Genomic DNA, 16,285 nt, shown 5'->3' with positions numbered 1-16,285 from the left:
GTGTGTGATAATATGGGTGACGATGATAATAGCACAAATGGGTATGGCAGTAGTGATACGGGCCACTACGGTAACATTATTGACGAATGAGACCGCAAGAAAAACATTAGCGGTTGACTGTATAGGAGTAGGTAAGAATGTATATGTTTTAGTAACAGATCAATATAGATTCATGATGGAACAGCTGGAGAGGGGGCGGAAGGATGAATCCAATTGATTGGTTTAACCAAAAAAAGAAGATTACGGGTGATATGATTGATCGTGGTAAGCTTTGGGTCGCTTGTTCGAGGAAACGTTCGTATGTTTTTTGCGTATCGATAACGTATTTTATATTACTTTGTAATTATTGGCCATATTTTTTGAGACATGGAATATTGGGGATTCAGCCATTTAAATTAGTTGGAATTATGTTTGGATGTATTTTGGGGGAATGGGTACATCGATGCGGTCAGTATTATCTGCTAGGCAATCCGAAAAAATTGTCAGAAAAGGAATTTCAAAAAGAAGCAGTATATGTGATGTTAGGAATGATGATTACTGGTGTTGTATTGCTAATAATACAAGTATTAATGTGGAATTGCTGGCATGTTGATTTGTCTTGGCTGACTGGTGTTGGACCAGTTAAGCGTTATTGATCAGAAAAGGCTTATTGTAATGGATTAACAAGTGTGTAGTGTAATAAAAATTTATGGAAAGGAATGGTGACAATGGAAATACAAGATGAAAGTTATATAAATACGGTGTTCTGTTGGGGAATATTGATAGCTGTAATTGGCTGTTTCTTGTTGCCTGTTAGTCTGGCTGGATTTGCCGTAGTTTTTTTAGGGGCAGGATTATTGTTAGGGAGGAAGATAAAAAATCATGTTTCTTCCGGCAAGGATTTAGTGTGCTGGTTGTATGGTTATGTGGCAACGGTTGTCTGGGGGATAAGTTTTTCAGGGTACATCAGTCATAGGATAGGCGCTCTCTTATTTATGATAGCCTTTTTTCTTATGTACAAATTAGCGCGCAAGATAAAGAAGGAAAAGGAGCAGGTACAGCATTAATGAAAATGGTTATGGGAAGGAATTTGTGGGCGAAGGCTGTCTGGGGGTGGAGGCAGTTTAATCTGCCTTGGATTGTGCGGCCGATACTTCGTTATCGGCGCTATATGTTGGAAATATTTCTGGCGGCAGGTGTCTTTCAGGCAATGGGGGTTGTTTTGCCGCTGGTCACACAGGTGATTATCGATAAAGTTATTGTCAATCACGGTATGGTTACGCTTAACGTTCTTTGTGGTGGTTTGCTGTTTGTTTTACTTTTTCAATTGCTCATGGATTGCAGCCGCCGTATTTTGTTTGCGCATACGGCTGGCAAGGTGGAACTTATACTGGGGGCGCAGTTTATGCACCACTTGATTCAGCTGCCCTTGTCTTTTTTTACACAGCGGCGGATTGGCAATGTACTGATGAAAGTATATGCAATGGAAAATATTCGTCAGTTTTTGACGAATACTGTGGTAAATGCCTGTATTGATGTATTTTTTGCATTTATCTTTTTTGGTTTGATGTTCTATTATTGCTGGCCATTAGCTTTGGTCGCTTTTTTGACAGTACCAGTTTTAGCGGGCATAAATTATGGTGGAGCTCCCTTATACCGTAAATTGATACGCGAGCAATGGGGAGCAGAAGCGCGTAACCGGGCCTTCCTAGTAGAAATGATCCATGGTATGGAAACGGTGCGTTCTCTTGGTGCTGAGCCGGCTTTTCGTTATCGTGGCGAGCGATTGCTGCAGCAAGTGGTGGAAAAGAATTTTTCCCGTGCGAAATTAGGAACTGCACTACAGGAAGGGGTGCAGGCGACCCAGGGGATAAGCAGTTATATTTTGATTTGGTTTGGTGGCTGGCTGGTCATTGGCGGGACGGTTACTATTGGTCAGTTTGTGGCATTTCAGATGCTGGCGCATCAGGCAGCAGCACCATTGCTGAGGCTTTCCCATATATGGCAGGCCTGCCAGCAAATGGCGTTGTCTTTGAATCGTTTGCAAGATGTTTTGGGGACGGCTCCGGAGCCAATCTTTCCCTTGAGCGGTAGACGGTTGCCTAAGATATGTGGTGATATTCGCTTTGCTCGGGTTACTTTTGCCTACCCTAAGCAGCGGGCTGCGGTTTTGAAGAATATTACGATGCATATAAGGGCGGGAGAACATGTAGGGGTTGTCGGCCATTCTGGTTCGGGAAAGTCTACCTTAGTCCAATTGCTGCCGCGCCTTTTTGATTGGCAACAAGGGGGGATTTTTCTTGATGGCGTGAATATCAGGCGGTTGCGGCTCCCTTGGCTGCGGCAGCATATTGGCTATGCTTTGCAGGAAAGTCAGCTGTTTCCTCTTACTGTGCGTGAAAATATAGCGTTGGGCCTGCCGGAGGCGACAGATGAAGAGATTCGCCAAGCTGCGGTAATGGCTGGTGCGGATGACTTCATTCGTGATTTGCCGCAGGGCTATGAAACGCGGATAAAAGAGGATGGCAGCAATATTTCGGGGGGCCAGCGTCAAAGACTGGCTCTGGCCCGGGTCCTGTTAAAAAAACCGCAGGTGCTTATATTGGATGAGGCGACGAGTGCCTTGGATTATCGGACGGAAGCTGCAGTTTTTGCGAATTTGCGGACGAGATTTGCAGGGATGACTATGTTGACGGTGACCCATCGGCTGCATAATGTGAAAGAATTCGATAGGATTTTGGTTATGGATGATGGCAGGATTGTTGAGGAAGGAACGCACGAAAGTTTGTTGCGGCAACGAGGTCTTTATCATCAATTGTGGTATGCACAGGAGGTTGGCTGATTGAGTAATTGGGAGAAATTTCGTAAAGGATTGCGGCGATTGAAACCGCATGCAGAGGAAAGGTTTACGAAGCGGCAAACAACTTTTTTGCCAGAGGAGGTGGCTGTTACGGAGACGCCGCCTCCGTATGCAGGGAGAATTATCATTTGGACGATTGTGATTTTTGTGGCAGTGATTTTCATGTGGATGATATTCGGAACGATTGATGAGGTGGCAGTGACATCGGGCAAGATGATTCCTGATGGTTATGTGCGGACTTTGCAGGCGGAAGATAAGGGGATCATACAGAAAATATGCGTATCGGAAGGGCAGTTTGTCCATGCTGGCGATGTACTCATGGAGCTTGACCCTACGATGTCGGAAGCTGATTTGGCGAAAATCAAACAGACAGCGGCCCATTCGCGCCTAGAGATTGCCCGTCTTACTGCTGAGCGTGATGGAAGCCCGTTCGAGCCAGAGAAGGTAGAGGGGGCGGATGCTGACGATATAGCCAATGAAAAGAATCTCTATCAGAGCCGGCTGGGAGAGCATAAAACTCTGCTTATGGCGGCAAAAGCCTTGGTGAATCAGGGACAAAGTTCGCTGCGGGGGGCACAGATCGCTTCCGCGAAAGATGGAGAACTTTATCGGATTGAGGCAGATAAAGAGAATCGGTATGAAATGTTATCGGAGGCCAACGCAATTGCGCAAATCACCTACCTCGATCAGCAGGCGAAACGAATATCAGCAGAAAATGCTTATTACGAACAGCAGCAAACCGTGGGAGAACAGTCCGCTGCTTTAGATAAAGCGCAATCGGATTATGATCGGATTGCGGCGGAGTGGCTGCTCGATATCAATACGAATTTAACGAAGGCTCAACAAGAGTTGGCGGCTGCTGAAGAAGAGCTGAAAAAGGCAGATGAGAAAAATCGTTTGATCCAGATTGTGGCGCCGGATGATGGTTATGTGAGTAATTTGACGGTGCACACGGTAGGCGGTGTGGTTACAGCAGCGCAGCCATTGGTGGAAATCGTGCCGCGGGATACGCCGCTAAAGCTGGAAGCATGGGCGGAGAATAAAGATATTGGCTTCCTGCACGAGGGGCAGACGGCGCAGGTTAAAGTGGAAACCTTTGAGTTTCAGAAATATGGAACAATACCGGCTAAGGTGGTAAATATAAGCCCGAATTCCGTCGATGACCCGGATAAAGGCCGAGTGTATCGCCTTATCTTGGAGCCAGAGGCAGATACGATAAAGGTCGATGGTGAAGAGGTACCGTTGCTTAGCGGAATGAATGTCACCGCTGAGATAAAAACACGTTCTAAGCATATTTATGAATATTTCTTGGAGCCATTCCGTAAGTATAAGAGTGAATTCTTGAGGGAGAGAGCGTAATGGCAGAGAGAGAAATACCGGCTTGGGATTCCGGCGCAGCGTGTTTTTTGCAGGTGCTTCATTATTTGGGCTGTTCGATGACGGCAGAGGATTTGCGGCGCAGCTATATTATACCGACGGGCCGGATGGAGTACCTATCTATGGTGCGTATTGCCCGTGAGTTGGGGCTTGAGTCAGGTTTGCTGGAGTATCAGCGTGAGGATGAGGTGGTGGCTATACCGCCCGTGCCAGCAATCGCCAAAATGAAAAACGGCGAGTATATTATGGTCAGTCAACAAGCTGCAGATAAAATCAAAGGTTTTTCTTTGCATAAGCAGGAGCGTTGGTTCTGGACGTGGGAGGAATTTCGCGCGTGCTGGACTGGCAAATTGGTGCTGTTTTCCCGAAAAGAATTACGAGCTTCGGAGAAAGCGGATGCTTCCATCGTGTCGTGGCACAATTTGTGGCAGTTGGTTTTATGCCAGTGGCGCAGTTTGCGTATTGTAGTGCTGTTATCGTGCCTGCTTCAGTTGATAATGCTGATAAGCCCGCTTTTTATGCAGTATCTTATTGACAAAGTGTTGGTTCAGCACGGGGTTAGAGCGCTGAATCTTTTGGCGGCTGGGATGCTTTTGCTGTGTGCCTTTCAAGGCTGGATGTCGTTTTTGCGGCGTTTGTTGCTCAATCATGTGGCGGAAAAAATAGATATGGTATTGAATGCCCGTATTTTGCAACGCGTATTGCATTTGCCGTTATCCTTTTGGCTGCAGTTTTCTGCGGGCGATTTGGTAAATCGCTTGCGGGAATTGCGTACGGTGCGGCAGTTTTTGTTAGGAACAGCAGTGTCAGCTGGGCTGAATCTTATTTTTTCGATTGTGTATTTGGTCGTCTTATTTCATTATAACGAAGAGTTGACTTGGCTGACCGTGGCAATTGGCATTGGTATGGTGATGCTGAACTTTGCGCTGGTTCCTTGGCTCAGGCGAAAACTTCGTGAAAAATACATTTTGGAGAGCCAGAAACAAGAATTCCTGCTAGCACTGCTGCGTGGCATCGTGTCGGTGAAAACGATGGTGCTAGAGCGCATAGCAGTCAATCGTTGGCAGGAGAAGATAGCTCGGCAGGTAAAGGCTTCTTATGATATTGACCGGGTTAATGCGGTAGGAATTAACTTGACCCGGACGTTGAATCAGTTGCTCATGGTTCTGATTTTGTGGCTCGGAGTGCCCAAAATAATGGCTGGAGATTTTACGGTCGGAGCCTTAGTGGCTTTTCAGCTATATGCCAACAATGTCATGCAGCCATTGGTGCAGCTGGCAATGTTATGGCAGGATTGGCAGCAGGCTAAAATATCGATCGATTATATGAAAGACATCGCAGAGGCACCGGTGGAAAAAGGGAGCGGTCAGTTGATGGATCATCGGGTAGACGGCAATTTGTCGTTACGTTCCATATCTTATGCGTATCCTGATTCGCCGCGGAGCAGCTTGGATGGTGTCTCGATGGAAGTGCCAGCAGGCTCCATGATTGGAATAGTCGGTCCATCAGGGGCGGGGAAGACTACGTTGCTTCGGCTGCTGCAGTCGGTGGTAAAGCCTGATGCAGGCAGTATTTTGTTGGATGGCATAGATATCCAGAAATATGATCTAGCTTGGATTCGCCGTCATATTGGCATTGTCATTCAGAATGGGTCCCTGTTCCAAGGGACAATCCGTGATAATATACGACTCGTACAGCCGCATGCTGAGATGGATGATGTGGTAAAGGCTGCCCAAGAGGCGGGCGCGCATGATTTTATTATGAAGTTGCCTAAGCAATACGATACGTTGGTAGGTGAAGGTGGTGCTGCGTTATCTGGTGGCCAGCGGCAGAAAGTAGCTATGGCCAGGATGCTTTTTGCGGATCCAGAGATTTTGATCTTTGATGAGGCGACGAGTGGTTTGGATCCGAAATCCGATCGTTATTGGCGGACACAACTGCCGAAAATAAAACGAGGCAGAACATGCATCGTTATTTCGCATCGTCTGGCGGATGTAAAAGAATGTGATTGTATTTATTATTTGGAAAACGGGCGCATAGCCGAAGCCGGCAGGCATGAGGAGCTTATGGCTCAAAGAGGTAAGTATTATCAATTGTCATTATTAGAATAAGAAGAAAACAAAAAACGCCAGGTTTAAAACCTGGCGTTACTTTTCGTATGGCGGAGTGGAGAGGATTCGAACCTCCGCACCGGTTACCCAGCCTAACGATTTAGCAAACCGTCCTCTTCAGCCTCTTGAGTACCACTCCATGTAATTATATGGCGGAGAGGGTGGGATTCGAACCCACGCACCTGTTACAGCCTACCGGTTTTCAAGACCGGACTCTTCAACCACTTGAGTACCTCTCCATAATGAACAGATATATTATAACAGGTTGAGGGATGCCTTGTCAAATAGCAAGGGGACTGCTATAATAGCCTTTGAATTATTTTTCGCAAGGACTAATGCGTTTAGGAGCTGAGTGCATGAAAATCGCATTTTTTGATTCGGGAGTTGGCGGCTTGTCGGTGCTCCATCACGCGATGAAGGTTCTGCCGCATGAGCAGTTTGTGTTTTTTGCGGATGAAGACCATGTTCCCTATGGAACCAAGAGCAAGGAGCAGGTTCGTGATTTTGTGGCCGAGGCTTTTGACTTTCTGATGACCAAGGATGTCAAGGCTATTGTCACGGCCTGCAATACGGCAACGTCGGTGGCCGTAGCGGAAATGCGCCGCCGTTATGATATTCCTATTATCGGCATGGAACCGGCTGCTAAAAAGGCGCTGGATATGGATGGGGAGCATCGGGTGTTGGTGACGGCAACGCCTATTACCGTAAAGGGCCGCAAGATGGAACTACTCATCGAAAAGGTGGATAAGGACCATCTGGTGGATCGACTGGCTCTGCCAGGGTTAGTGGAGTTTGCCGAACGGCAGGAGTTTGAATCGCAGGCCGTAACTGACTATTTAATGGATGAGTTTGATCGCTTTGACTTTTCTAAGTATTCTGCACTGGTGCTGGGATGTACGCATTTTAACTACTTTAAGGATACGATGCGGAAATTACTGCCGGATAATGTGCAGTTTGTGGATGGCAATGACGGGACGGTCCGAGAGCTTATCCGTCGTTTGGAGGAGCGCAACCAACTAGAACATAATCGTCCATCGGTGGAGTATTATTATTCCGGTCGTCTGGTCAAGGAGGATAGAGAACTCCTTCGGCTGCAGAGTTATCTGAAGCGGTTGGAGAAGATGTATAGGATTTGACTTGACTTTAGGCAGTATTTGTTCTAGGCTATACATTGTGTTTTGTATTAATAAGGAAATAAGATTTCCGTCGGGAGGGATTGCATGCCGGTCATTACGGAACATCACGTGAATTTTTACGATACGGATGCGATGGCGGTGGTTCATCATTCGAATTATATCCGGTGGTTTGAGATCGGCCGGGTGGAATATTTGCGCTCGATTGGCATTACGCTGGGGGAGCTGATGGATGATGGTTTCGTATTTCCCATTACGGATGTACGTGCCAAGTATGTCTCACCGGGGAAATTCGATGATGTCGTCCTGATTGAGACGACGCCCACGGCACTTACTAAGGCTAAGATGGCCTTTGACTACCGGATTATCCGCAAAGCAGATGGTGAAGTCATGGTGACGGGGCATTCCCAGAATGTGTTTACCAGCAGGGAAACGGGACATATAACTCGTTTGCCGGAAAAATACTATCGGATATTAGCGGCAGCAATGGCGAAAGAGAAGGCCTTGTCGTCGAAATAACTAACTGATTTCTAGGGAGGAATAATTGTGACAATCGTATACGTTATTGTTGGTCTGATTGTACTGGCCGTAGTAGCAGCTAATCTTTACCTGGCTGTTGTAGGTAAGGAGGACATTCGTGTAGATGCGAGTGCGCCAGTGGTAGTGGAGTCTCAGGATGAAAACAGCATCGTATTGTCGAAAAAACTGAACTTCTATAATGAAGGTAAGCAGTGCGCGACTATCATGGATGCCATCAACCACATTCAGTTGCCGTATGAGCAGTATGATGGAATCGAAGTCAAGGGTATTGCAGAACGCGAGGGGGAACCGCGCGAGGATGAGTATTTCGAGGCTGTTCTGATTCAGAAAAAGGGCGACGCGCATGGCGAGGATAAACTGAACATTTACGCCAAGGTTAAACTGACGCCGCGCAAGGGGATGAGCCTTAAGGAGGCGCTTTCCCATATGGTCGACCTGCCGGTTGATTTCATCTGGATGGAGACGGGACGTACGCCGTGGCATTACCGCAAAATCCGTTTGGTATTTACTGCTGAAGAGATTGCCAAGCTGGCAGACGTCCAGCTGGTACAGGACTAAGGAGGCACGAAACAATGGCAGAAGAATTAGAACTCATCCCGGTGCCGACGCGCATCCTGACTGAGAAAGATGACATCGTTGATGCGATTGAACGCTATACGAAAGATAAGATTGGTGAAAATGACCTGCTTTGCTGTGCAGAAAGCGTAGTAGCTATCACGCAGGGACGTTATGTACGCCCGGAAGACCTCAAAATCAGCAGGGTAGCACAGTTCTGCTGCCGGTTCATTCCGGATTATGGCTCTTTGGCTTCGCCGCATGGCATGCAGTCGCTGATGAATGTTGAGGGCAAGTGGCGCGTAGCGTTTGCGCTGTTTGCAGGCTTTATTGCAAAAATCTTTGGCAAGTCCGGCATGTTTTATGTTTGGGGCGGCAAAGAAACCGCTATGATTGATGACGTGACGGGTACAATGCCTCCGTTCGATAAATGCATCGTATATGGTCCGGGCGAGCCGAATGAGGTCGTAAAGAAGATCCAGGAGCGACTGGGCTGCTTTGGCGCGATGATTGCGGACGTCAATGACCTCAAACGTTCCCGCGTGGTCGGTGTTACGGATAAAGTCGATGGCCCGAAGGCTGCACAGCTGCTGATTGATAATCCTTTCGGTAACGCATCACAGAAAACACCGATTTGCATCATCAAGAACTACAAGCAGTATCAGGAAAATAACTAAGACGGAATTTTATAGCCTTCCTCTGATGGGGAAGGCTTTTCATGTATAGGAGGAATTATTATGGAACGAATCGATCGCCGCAGTGCGGATCAGCTGCGTCATTACACCATTCATCGCCACTTTCAAAAATATCCGGCAGGTTCGGTACTCATTGAAATGGGAAATACCAAAGTAATCTGTGCGGCTACGGTGGAAGATCGAGTGCCGTTTTTTTTGAAAGGTACTGGGGAAGGCTGGGTTACAGCAGAATATTCGCTGCTTCCTAGTGCTACCGGGGTGCGCACGCAGCGTGAAGCTGTCCGAGGAAAACAATCGGGGCGGACGCAGGAGATTGAGCGCCTGATTGGCCGCAGTCTTCGCTCGGTGGTGGACACTAAGGCGATTGGTGAGCGGACTATTATGATTGACTGCGATGTCATTCAGGCTGATGGCGGTACGCGCACGGCTTCTATCACGGGTGCGTTTGTGGCGTTGGTGGAGGCTTGTGCGACGTTTTACGAAAAGGGAAATATCTTCCCCGTAAAAGATTTTCTATCGGCTATCAGTGTTGGTATCAGCCATGAGAATGAGCCGATTCTTGACCTTTGCTACGAGGAAGATTCTAAGGCGATTGTCGATATGAATGTGGTAATGACTGGCGATGGCCGCTTTGTCGAGGTCCAAGGAACTGGTGAGGGTCGCCCGTTCTCGCATGAGGAAATGTCGGAACTGCTCCGTTTGGGGGAAAAAGGCTGCCGTGAGCTGATTTCTTATCAAAAAGATATCTTAGGTGGCGAGTTGGTATGGCTGGTTGGCCGTGAAGGCTGAGACGAGGAGAAATGACATGCAGAAAATCGTAATTGCAACAAAGAATAAGGGCAAGGTACGGGAGATGGCAGCGGCTTTAAAGGAACTGTCGGTAGAAGTGGTTTCGTTAGCGGAATTTGGACCTTTGCCCGATGCTGTGGAAGACGGAAAAACCTTTGCAGAGAATGCCCAAATAAAGGCAGCGTTCTATCAGCAGCAGACGGGATGTGCTTGTATCGCTGACGATTCGGGGCTCGAGATAGAGGTGCTTGGTGGGGCACCGGGAATCTATTCGGCTCGTTTTGCTGGTTATCATGCGGATGATGCTGCCAATAACCAAAAGATGGTGGAAGAATTGCAGAAGGCGGGAGTGGCCGAGTCCGCTGCCGATTATCGCTGTGCACTGGTATTTATGGGGACGGATGGGAAAGTCTTGACGGCAGAGGGGCGTTGCGATGGTCAGGTTAAGCTGCTGGCCAAAGGGGAGAATGGCTTTGGCTATGACCCGTATTTTTATCCGCTGGAATATCCAGGGCGTACCATGGCGGAATTGACCCTAGAGGAAAAACAAGTCATCAGTCATCGAGGCAAGGCGTTGAAAGAGCTGGCCAAGGCTTTGGAGGATCACTGGAAATGAAAGTTGGAATTGTAAGTGACAGCCATGGGAATACCAACGCCCTGGATGCGATGCTGCAGCATCCTGCCGCCGTTGATGTGGAAGCCTGGCTTTTTGCTGGCGATATTGCCATGGATGCAGAGTATTTGGAAATGGTGACGGATTTGCCAGTTATAAAAGTTGCTGGCAATAACGATTGGCCGATGTCGCGGCTAGAGGATACGGTAATTGCTCAATTGGGCGGGCATCGCATCCTGCTTACGCATGGACATCTTTATGGTGTGGGATTCTCCACCCAAAATCTTGTGCTGGCAGCCGCGGAACAGGCTGCCGATATTGCCATCTATGGTCATACCCATGTGGCTGACGTGTCAATCGGTGAGGTTACGGTACTTAATCCCGGTAGTGTGGCGCGGCCTCGAGATGCCAGCCGTGGATCGTTTATGGTGGCGGAGCTGGTTCCGGAACAGCAGCCAGTGGTACAGCTGATACGAATATAAACGGATATAATTTCGTTGCAATGAAAAAATAAAAATTAATAATATATTTTTTACGAAAAAAATAAAAATCAGCAGGAATTTTTCCCTCGATGGATAATAAATATAGTGATGTGATGTATATCATACGGAACTGTTTTTAGGTGAAGTAAAAAGTGAACGAAATTCACTATTTACGCGGGTTTGCAGCACTTTTTACAGTGCTTGAATGGCATAATAAAATGTGCTATGATGAACCTACAGATGTGTGATAAGTTGTATTTATGGGAGGGATTACTTTGCGAGAACTCGACGCAAAACAAATCACTGAAAACGTAGCACAGATGTGCAAGGAAGCAGCTTATTATCTGCCGAAAGACGTTTACGAAGGCCTCAAACGTGGCCGCGAGACGGAGGTTTCTCCGGTTGCTCAGAACGTTCTTGACCAGATCATTAAGAATGCAGAAATCGCACGTGCTGAGGATCGTCCGTATTGCCAGGATACCGGCATGACGATTGTATTCCTCGAAGTAGGCCAGGATCTCCATATCACTGGTGGTTCCTTGGAGGATGCAGTCAACGAAGGTATTTCGAAGGGCTATACGGAAGGTTATCTGCGCAAATCTGTTGTTGCGGAGCCGCTGTTCAATCGTGTTAATACGAAGGATAACACGCCGGGCGTTATCTATACGAAAATTGTCCCGGGTGACAAGCTCAAGATTACGGTTGCACCGAAAGGCTTCGGTTCGGAGAACAAATCCGGCGTCAAGATGCTGGTTCCGGCCGATGGCGTTGAGGGCGTAAAGAAAGCTGTTATGGACATCATCCTCCATGCAAGCATGAATCCGTGCCCGCCGATGGTTGTCGGTGTTGGTATCGGTGGTACCATGGATCGTGCTGCCCTCCTTTCCAAGAAGGCACTGACTCGTTCCATTGATGAGCGTAATCCGATGCCGGAATACGCAAAACTTGAGGGCGAACTCCTGGATCTCATTAATCAGACGGGTATCGGACCGCAGCTCGGCGGCTCGACCTCCGCTCTTGCAGTCAATATTGAGTGGGGCCCAACGCATATCGCAGGCTTGCCGGTCGCTGTAACGATCTGCTGCCACGCAATGCGTCATGCATCCCGTACGCTTTGATTTGAGATAGGAGGAATAACAATGGCAGAACCAATTAAAATTCAGACTCCGTTTACGGAAGAGAAATCCCGCCAGCTGCATGCTGGTGATGCAGTCTTGATCAGCGGTACGATTATCGCTGCTCGTGATGCAGCTCATAAGGCAATGACGGAAGCGCTCGCACGTGGCGAGAAGCTGCCGGTTGACTGGACGAACCAGATGGTCTATTACCTGGGACCGACGCCGGCAAAACCGGGCGATCCGATCGGTTCCTGCGGTCCGACGACTTCTGGCCGCATGGATGCTTATACGCCGACGATGCTCGATCAGGGTATCAAAGGTATGATCGGTAAAGGCTCTCGTTCGGAGGCTGTTATCGAGTCCATGAAGAAAAACGGTGTTACGTATTTTGCTGCTGTTGGTGGTGCTGCTGCCCTGATTGCAAAGTCGGTTAAAAAATATGAAGTCCTTGCTTATCCGGAGCTCGGCCCTGAGGCTGTTGCTGCGCTTACGGTTGAGGATTTCCCGGCTATCGTTGTTATCGACTGTGAGGGTAATAACCTTTATGAGACGAATCAGGCTAAATATCGTACGCTGAAAGGCTACTGATAGAGGTATTGGAATTATTTTAGGAGGTACAGAATGTTTCACACAACTTTTTATCTGCGTCGTCTGCATTCTTTAGTGGGTCTCCTGGTTTTGGGTATGGTTCTTTTTGAGCATATCTTTACCAACTCGATGGCCCTCGGCGGCGCTCCGGTGCTGAATGGTGCACTTGCAACGATGGAGCTCATCCCGAAACCGATTTTCCTTGCTCTCGAAGTCGGGGCTATTGCGCTTCCGCTGCTGTTCCATGCTATTTATGGTATTTACATCTGCCGTCAGGCTAACAACAACCCGGGCCGTTATGGTTACGTCCGCAACTGGCAGTTCGCGTTCCAGCGCTGGACGGCTTGGCTCCTGGTCTTTTTCCTTGCCTGGCATGTATTTGATCTCCGTATCTTTACGAAGGCTATTAGCGGTACGCCGATTTCCTATGAACTGCTCCATAGCATGTTCACGGGCAACCCGATTATCGCAGTTCTCTACATTATTGGTATGTTCGCTGCAATCTTCCATTTCTGCAATGGTATCACGACCTTCTGCATGACTTGGGGTATTGCTAAGGGCCCGCGCATCCAGAACGTCGTCAGTCTCTGCAGCATGGGTCTCTGCGCTCTTCTCTGCCTGATTACGCTGGTATTCATGGGCAGCTACTTCGTAATGTAAGTGAAGTATCGCAAAGAAAAGGAGAAAATCAATGGCTAATAAACCTGAAAATAAGATTATTGTCGTAGGTGGCGGCCTCTCTGGCCTCATGGCTGCGCTGAAAATCTGCGAAGGCGGCGGTAAAGTAGACCTGTTCTCGTACTGCCCGGTAAAACGTTCCCATTCCCTGTGTGCACAGGGTGGTATGAATGCTTGCATGGATACCAAAGGTGAGCATGATTCCATTTATGAACATTTCGATGATACGGTATACGGCGGTGACTTCCTGGCTGACCAGCTGGCTGTAAAAGGCATGGTTGAGGCAGCTCCGAAACTCGTCAAGATGTTCGATCGCATGGGTGTTCCGTTCACGCGTACGGCGGAAGGCGTTCTCGATCTCCGTAACTTCGGTGGTCAGAAAAATAAACGTACGGTATTTGCTGGTTCCACGACGGGTCAGCAGCTCCTCTATGCTCTTGATGAGCAGGTTCGTCGTTGGGAAGTCAAGGGCGGCGTCAAGAAATATGAGTTCTGGGAATTCATCAAAATCATCAAGAACAAAGATGGTGTCTGCCGTGGTATCGTTGCTCAGAACATGAATTCCAACGAAATCGTTTCGTTCCCGGCTGATGTTGTTATCCTCGCAACGGGTGGCCCTGGCCAGGTATATGGCCGTTGCACGGCTTCCACGATTTGTAACGGTTCGGCAGTATCCGCTGTTTATCAGCAGGGCGCTGAAATCGGTAACCCGGAATTCCTGCAGATCCATCCAACGGCAATCCCAGGTTCGGATAAAAACCGCCTGATGTCTGAGGCTTGCCGTGGTGAGGGTGGCCGTGTATGGGTTTACCGCGAGAATCCGGAAACTCACGAGAAAGAGCGTTGGTACTTCCTCGAGGATATGTATCCGGCATACGGCAACCTCGTTCCGCGTGACGTTGCTTCCCGTGCTATCTACAAAGTCGTTGTTCACATGGGCCTCGGCATGCAGAACCCGAACCGCGTATACCTCGACCTCTCGCATATCCCGGCAGATTACCTCGAGCGCAAACTCGGCGGTATCCTCGAGATGTATGATGATTTCGTAGGTAAAGATCCGCGTAAGGTACCGATGGAAATCTTCCCGTCGATCCATTACTCCATGGGTGGTATCTGGGTTGACCGTGAACATCATACGAATATCCCAGGCCTCATGGCTTCTGGCGAGTGCGATTATCAGTATCATGGTGCTAACCGTCTGGGTGCAAACTCCCTGCTGTCGGCAACCTACTCCGGTACGATTTCCGGTCCGGAATCCCTGCGTCTGGCTCGCAGCGGCAAACTCGGCGATGCGCTTACGGAAGCAGAGCTCGAGGCAGCTCGCAAAGAGTGCGTAGAAGAATTCGACCGTATCCGCGCAATGAATGGTCCGGAGAACGCACATCAGATGCATCATGAGCTCGGCGATATCATGTACAAATATGTTTCCGTTGAGCGTGATAACAAAGGTCTTGCGCAGTGCATGAAGGAGCTTCATGAGCTGCTCAAACGCTGGGAGAACATCGGTGTTACGGACCATGGCAACTGGGCAAACCAGGAAGCTATGTTTGTTCGTCAGCTCCGCAACATGATTATCTATGCAATGGCCATCACGAAGTCCGCACTGCTGCGTGACGAGAGCCGTGGTGCTCATGCGAAGATTGTCCTCAAATCCGACTATGATCAGTGGGATGATGCAAAGAAGAAAGCCTTCGATGAGAAGACCGGCAAGTATCATTTCGATGCTGAGACTGGCCGTGCTATGACGGATGATGGCAATGATGATCTCGTATTCTTTGGCCGTGATGATGAGAAATTCATGTACACGACCGTTGTTTCCTTCGATGCTGCTAATAACGAGCCGGAGGTTTCCTATCGTGAATTCGAGCATTCTCTCATCAAGCCGCGTCTGCGTAACTACGCTGTAGCTAAGAAAGAGTAATGGGGGAGGACAAATAGAATGGCAGAACAGAAGAAAGTCAGACTCGTTATCGAACGCCAGGACGGCCCAAATGACAAGCCGTACACGCAGGAGTTCGAAGTAGATTATCGTCCGGGCCTCAACATCGTTGCCGCCCTGATGGAAATCCAGAAAAATCCGGTGACCGTTGACGGCAAAAAAGTCGCTCCGGTTGTTTGGGAATGCAACTGCCTGGAGAAGGTTTGCGGCGCTTGCATGATGGTTATCAACGGCAAAGCTCGTCAGGCTTGCTGCTCGTTGGTTGATAACCTTGAGCAGCCGATTCATCTGGCTCCAGCTCGCACGTTCCCGGTTATCCGCGATCTTTTGATTGATCGTTCCGTTATGTTTGAGAGCCTCAAACGCATCCATGGCTGGATTGAAGTCGATGGCACTTGGGATGTCAAAGATGCTCCGATTCAGAACCCGCATACGGCTGAGACGGCTTATGAGATTTCGCACTGCATGACCTGCGGCTGCTGTCTCGAGGCTTGCCCGAACGTTGGCCCGCAGTCCGACTTTATCGGACCGTCCCCGACGGTACAAGCATATCTTTTCAACCTCCATCCGCTCGGGAAATTCGATGCTCCGACGCGTCTGAATGCCCTGATGGAAAAAGGTGGTATTACGAGCTGCGGTAACAGCCAGAACTGTGTCGAGGCTTGCCCGAAGAACATCAAATTGACGACGTATCTTGCTCAGCTTAACCGTGATGTCAACAAACAGGCATTGCGCAATATCTTCGATAAGTAAGAGTTAGCAAGAACGATGAAGACCTGCTCAATACGAGCAGGTCTTTTGTTTTTTCTGGAAACTTTTTGAATGTAG

At 48.5% G+C, this 16,285-nt stretch carries 17 protein-coding genes and 2 tRNA genes; 17 read left to right on the top strand and 2 right to left on the bottom strand.

The features are described from left to right. Window positions 1-203: 203 nt before the first annotated feature. The 5 genes from T504_RS0105250 to T504_RS0105230 all read left to right on the top strand — a co-directional run bounded on the left by T504_RS0105250 (window position 204) and on the right by T504_RS0105230 (window position 6,327). Window positions 204-635, top strand: coding sequence for a hypothetical protein (locus T504_RS0105250; RefSeq protein WP_033170013.1), 432 nt, complete (start codon window positions 204-206; stop codon window positions 633-635). Window positions 636-707: 72 nt separating this feature from the next. Continuing rightward, window positions 708-1,046 carry a hypothetical protein gene (locus T504_RS0105245; RefSeq protein WP_033170012.1) on the top strand — a complete coding sequence of 113 codons (339 nt, stop codon included), beginning with the start codon at window positions 708-710 and terminating at the stop codon, window positions 1,044-1,046. Then, the gene (locus tag T504_RS0105240) at window positions 1,046-2,821 is read left to right on the top strand and encodes a peptidase domain-containing ABC transporter (protein ID WP_231473861.1); all 1,776 of its coding nucleotides are present in this window, start codon (window positions 1,046-1,048) and stop codon (window positions 2,819-2,821) included. The genes T504_RS0105245 and T504_RS0105240 overlap by 1 nt, the downstream gene beginning before the upstream one ends. Continuing rightward, a complete protein-coding gene (locus T504_RS0105235) occupies window positions 2,822-4,198 on the top strand; it encodes an HlyD family type I secretion periplasmic adaptor subunit (protein ID WP_033170011.1) in 1,377 nt (458 codons plus the stop codon). It begins immediately after the preceding gene. Next, on the top strand, window positions 4,198-6,327 hold the full coding sequence (locus T504_RS0105230) for a peptidase domain-containing ABC transporter (RefSeq protein ID WP_033170010.1): 2,130 nt from the start codon (window positions 4,198-4,200) through the stop codon (window positions 6,325-6,327). The genes T504_RS0105235 and T504_RS0105230 overlap by 1 nt, the downstream gene beginning before the upstream one ends. 48 nt (window positions 6,328-6,375) lie before the next feature. On the opposite strand, the gene T504_RS0105225 is transcribed toward T504_RS0105230, so the two are convergent. Together T504_RS0105225 and T504_RS0105220 are read right to left on the bottom strand one after the other, a co-directional pair. Further along, a tRNA-Ser gene (locus T504_RS0105225) sits at window positions 6,376-6,466 on the bottom strand. Window positions 6,467-6,477: 11 nt separating this feature from the next. After that, a tRNA-Ser gene (locus T504_RS0105220) sits at window positions 6,478-6,566 on the bottom strand. A 117-nt stretch (window positions 6,567-6,683) separates the two neighbouring features. On the opposite strand from T504_RS0105220, the gene murI reads away from it, so the two are divergent. The 12 genes from murI (at window position 6,684) to sdhB (ending at window position 16,210) form a co-directional block, all read left to right on the top strand. Then, the gene (murI, locus tag T504_RS0105215) at window positions 6,684-7,463 is read left to right on the top strand and encodes a glutamate racemase (RefSeq protein ID WP_033170009.1); all 780 of its coding nucleotides are present in this window, start codon (window positions 6,684-6,686) and stop codon (window positions 7,461-7,463) included. Between the two features lie 84 nt (window positions 7,464-7,547). Beyond that, on the top strand, window positions 7,548-7,979 hold the full coding sequence (locus T504_RS0105210; protein ID WP_033170008.1) for an acyl-CoA thioesterase: 432 nt from the start codon (window positions 7,548-7,550) through the stop codon (window positions 7,977-7,979). 27 nt (window positions 7,980-8,006) lie between these two features. Then, entirely contained in the window at window positions 8,007-8,558 is a 552-nt protein-coding gene (locus T504_RS0105205) for a hypothetical protein (RefSeq protein WP_033170007.1), read from the top strand. 14 nt (window positions 8,559-8,572) lie between these two features. Beyond that, window positions 8,573-9,232: a coenzyme F420-0:L-glutamate ligase gene (locus T504_RS0105200; protein WP_033170006.1), complete on the top strand. Its 660-nt coding sequence runs from the start codon at window positions 8,573-8,575 to the stop codon at window positions 9,230-9,232. 60 nt (window positions 9,233-9,292) lie between these two features. Continuing rightward, window positions 9,293-10,039 (top strand): ribonuclease PH, encoded by a 747-nt coding sequence (rph, locus tag T504_RS0105195; RefSeq protein WP_033170005.1) that lies wholly within the window; start codon window positions 9,293-9,295, stop codon window positions 10,037-10,039. Window positions 10,040-10,055: 16 nt separating this feature from the next. After that, window positions 10,056-10,655 (top strand): XTP/dITP diphosphatase, encoded by a 600-nt coding sequence (locus T504_RS0105190; protein ID WP_033170004.1) that lies wholly within the window; start codon window positions 10,056-10,058, stop codon window positions 10,653-10,655. Beyond that, entirely contained in the window at window positions 10,652-11,134 is a 483-nt protein-coding gene (locus T504_RS0105185; RefSeq protein ID WP_033170003.1) for a metallophosphoesterase family protein, read from the top strand. Before T504_RS0105190 ends, T504_RS0105185 begins: the two co-directional genes overlap by 4 nt. 275 nt (window positions 11,135-11,409) lie before the next feature. Next, a complete protein-coding gene (locus T504_RS0105180; protein ID WP_033170002.1) occupies window positions 11,410-12,252 on the top strand; it encodes a fumarate hydratase in 843 nt (280 codons plus the stop codon). A gap of 21 nt (window positions 12,253-12,273) precedes the next feature. Continuing rightward, window positions 12,274-12,840, top strand: a complete 567-nt coding sequence (locus T504_RS0105175) for a Fe-S-containing hydro-lyase (protein WP_033170001.1) — start codon at window positions 12,274-12,276, stop codon at window positions 12,838-12,840. 33 nt (window positions 12,841-12,873) lie between these two features. Further along, the gene (locus T504_RS0105170; protein ID WP_033170000.1) at window positions 12,874-13,500 is read left to right on the top strand and encodes a succinate dehydrogenase/fumarate reductase transmembrane subunit; all 627 of its coding nucleotides are present in this window, start codon (window positions 12,874-12,876) and stop codon (window positions 13,498-13,500) included. 31 nt (window positions 13,501-13,531) lie between these two features. After that, window positions 13,532-15,439 (top strand): succinate dehydrogenase flavoprotein subunit, encoded by a 1,908-nt coding sequence (sdhA, locus tag T504_RS0105165; protein WP_033169999.1) that lies wholly within the window; start codon window positions 13,532-13,534, stop codon window positions 15,437-15,439. An 18-nt stretch (window positions 15,440-15,457) separates the two neighbouring features. Further along, window positions 15,458-16,210 (top strand): succinate dehydrogenase iron-sulfur subunit, encoded by a 753-nt coding sequence (gene sdhB / locus T504_RS0105160; RefSeq protein ID WP_033169998.1) that lies wholly within the window; start codon window positions 15,458-15,460, stop codon window positions 16,208-16,210. Window positions 16,211-16,285 lie beyond the last annotated feature (75 nt).

The sequence above is a fragment of the Selenomonas sp. ND2010 genome (genome assembly GCF_000702005.1).
Lineage (GTDB): Bacteria > Bacillota > Negativicutes > Selenomonadales > Selenomonadaceae > Selenomonas_A.
This window is presented reverse-complemented; position numbering and strand designations above follow the sequence as displayed.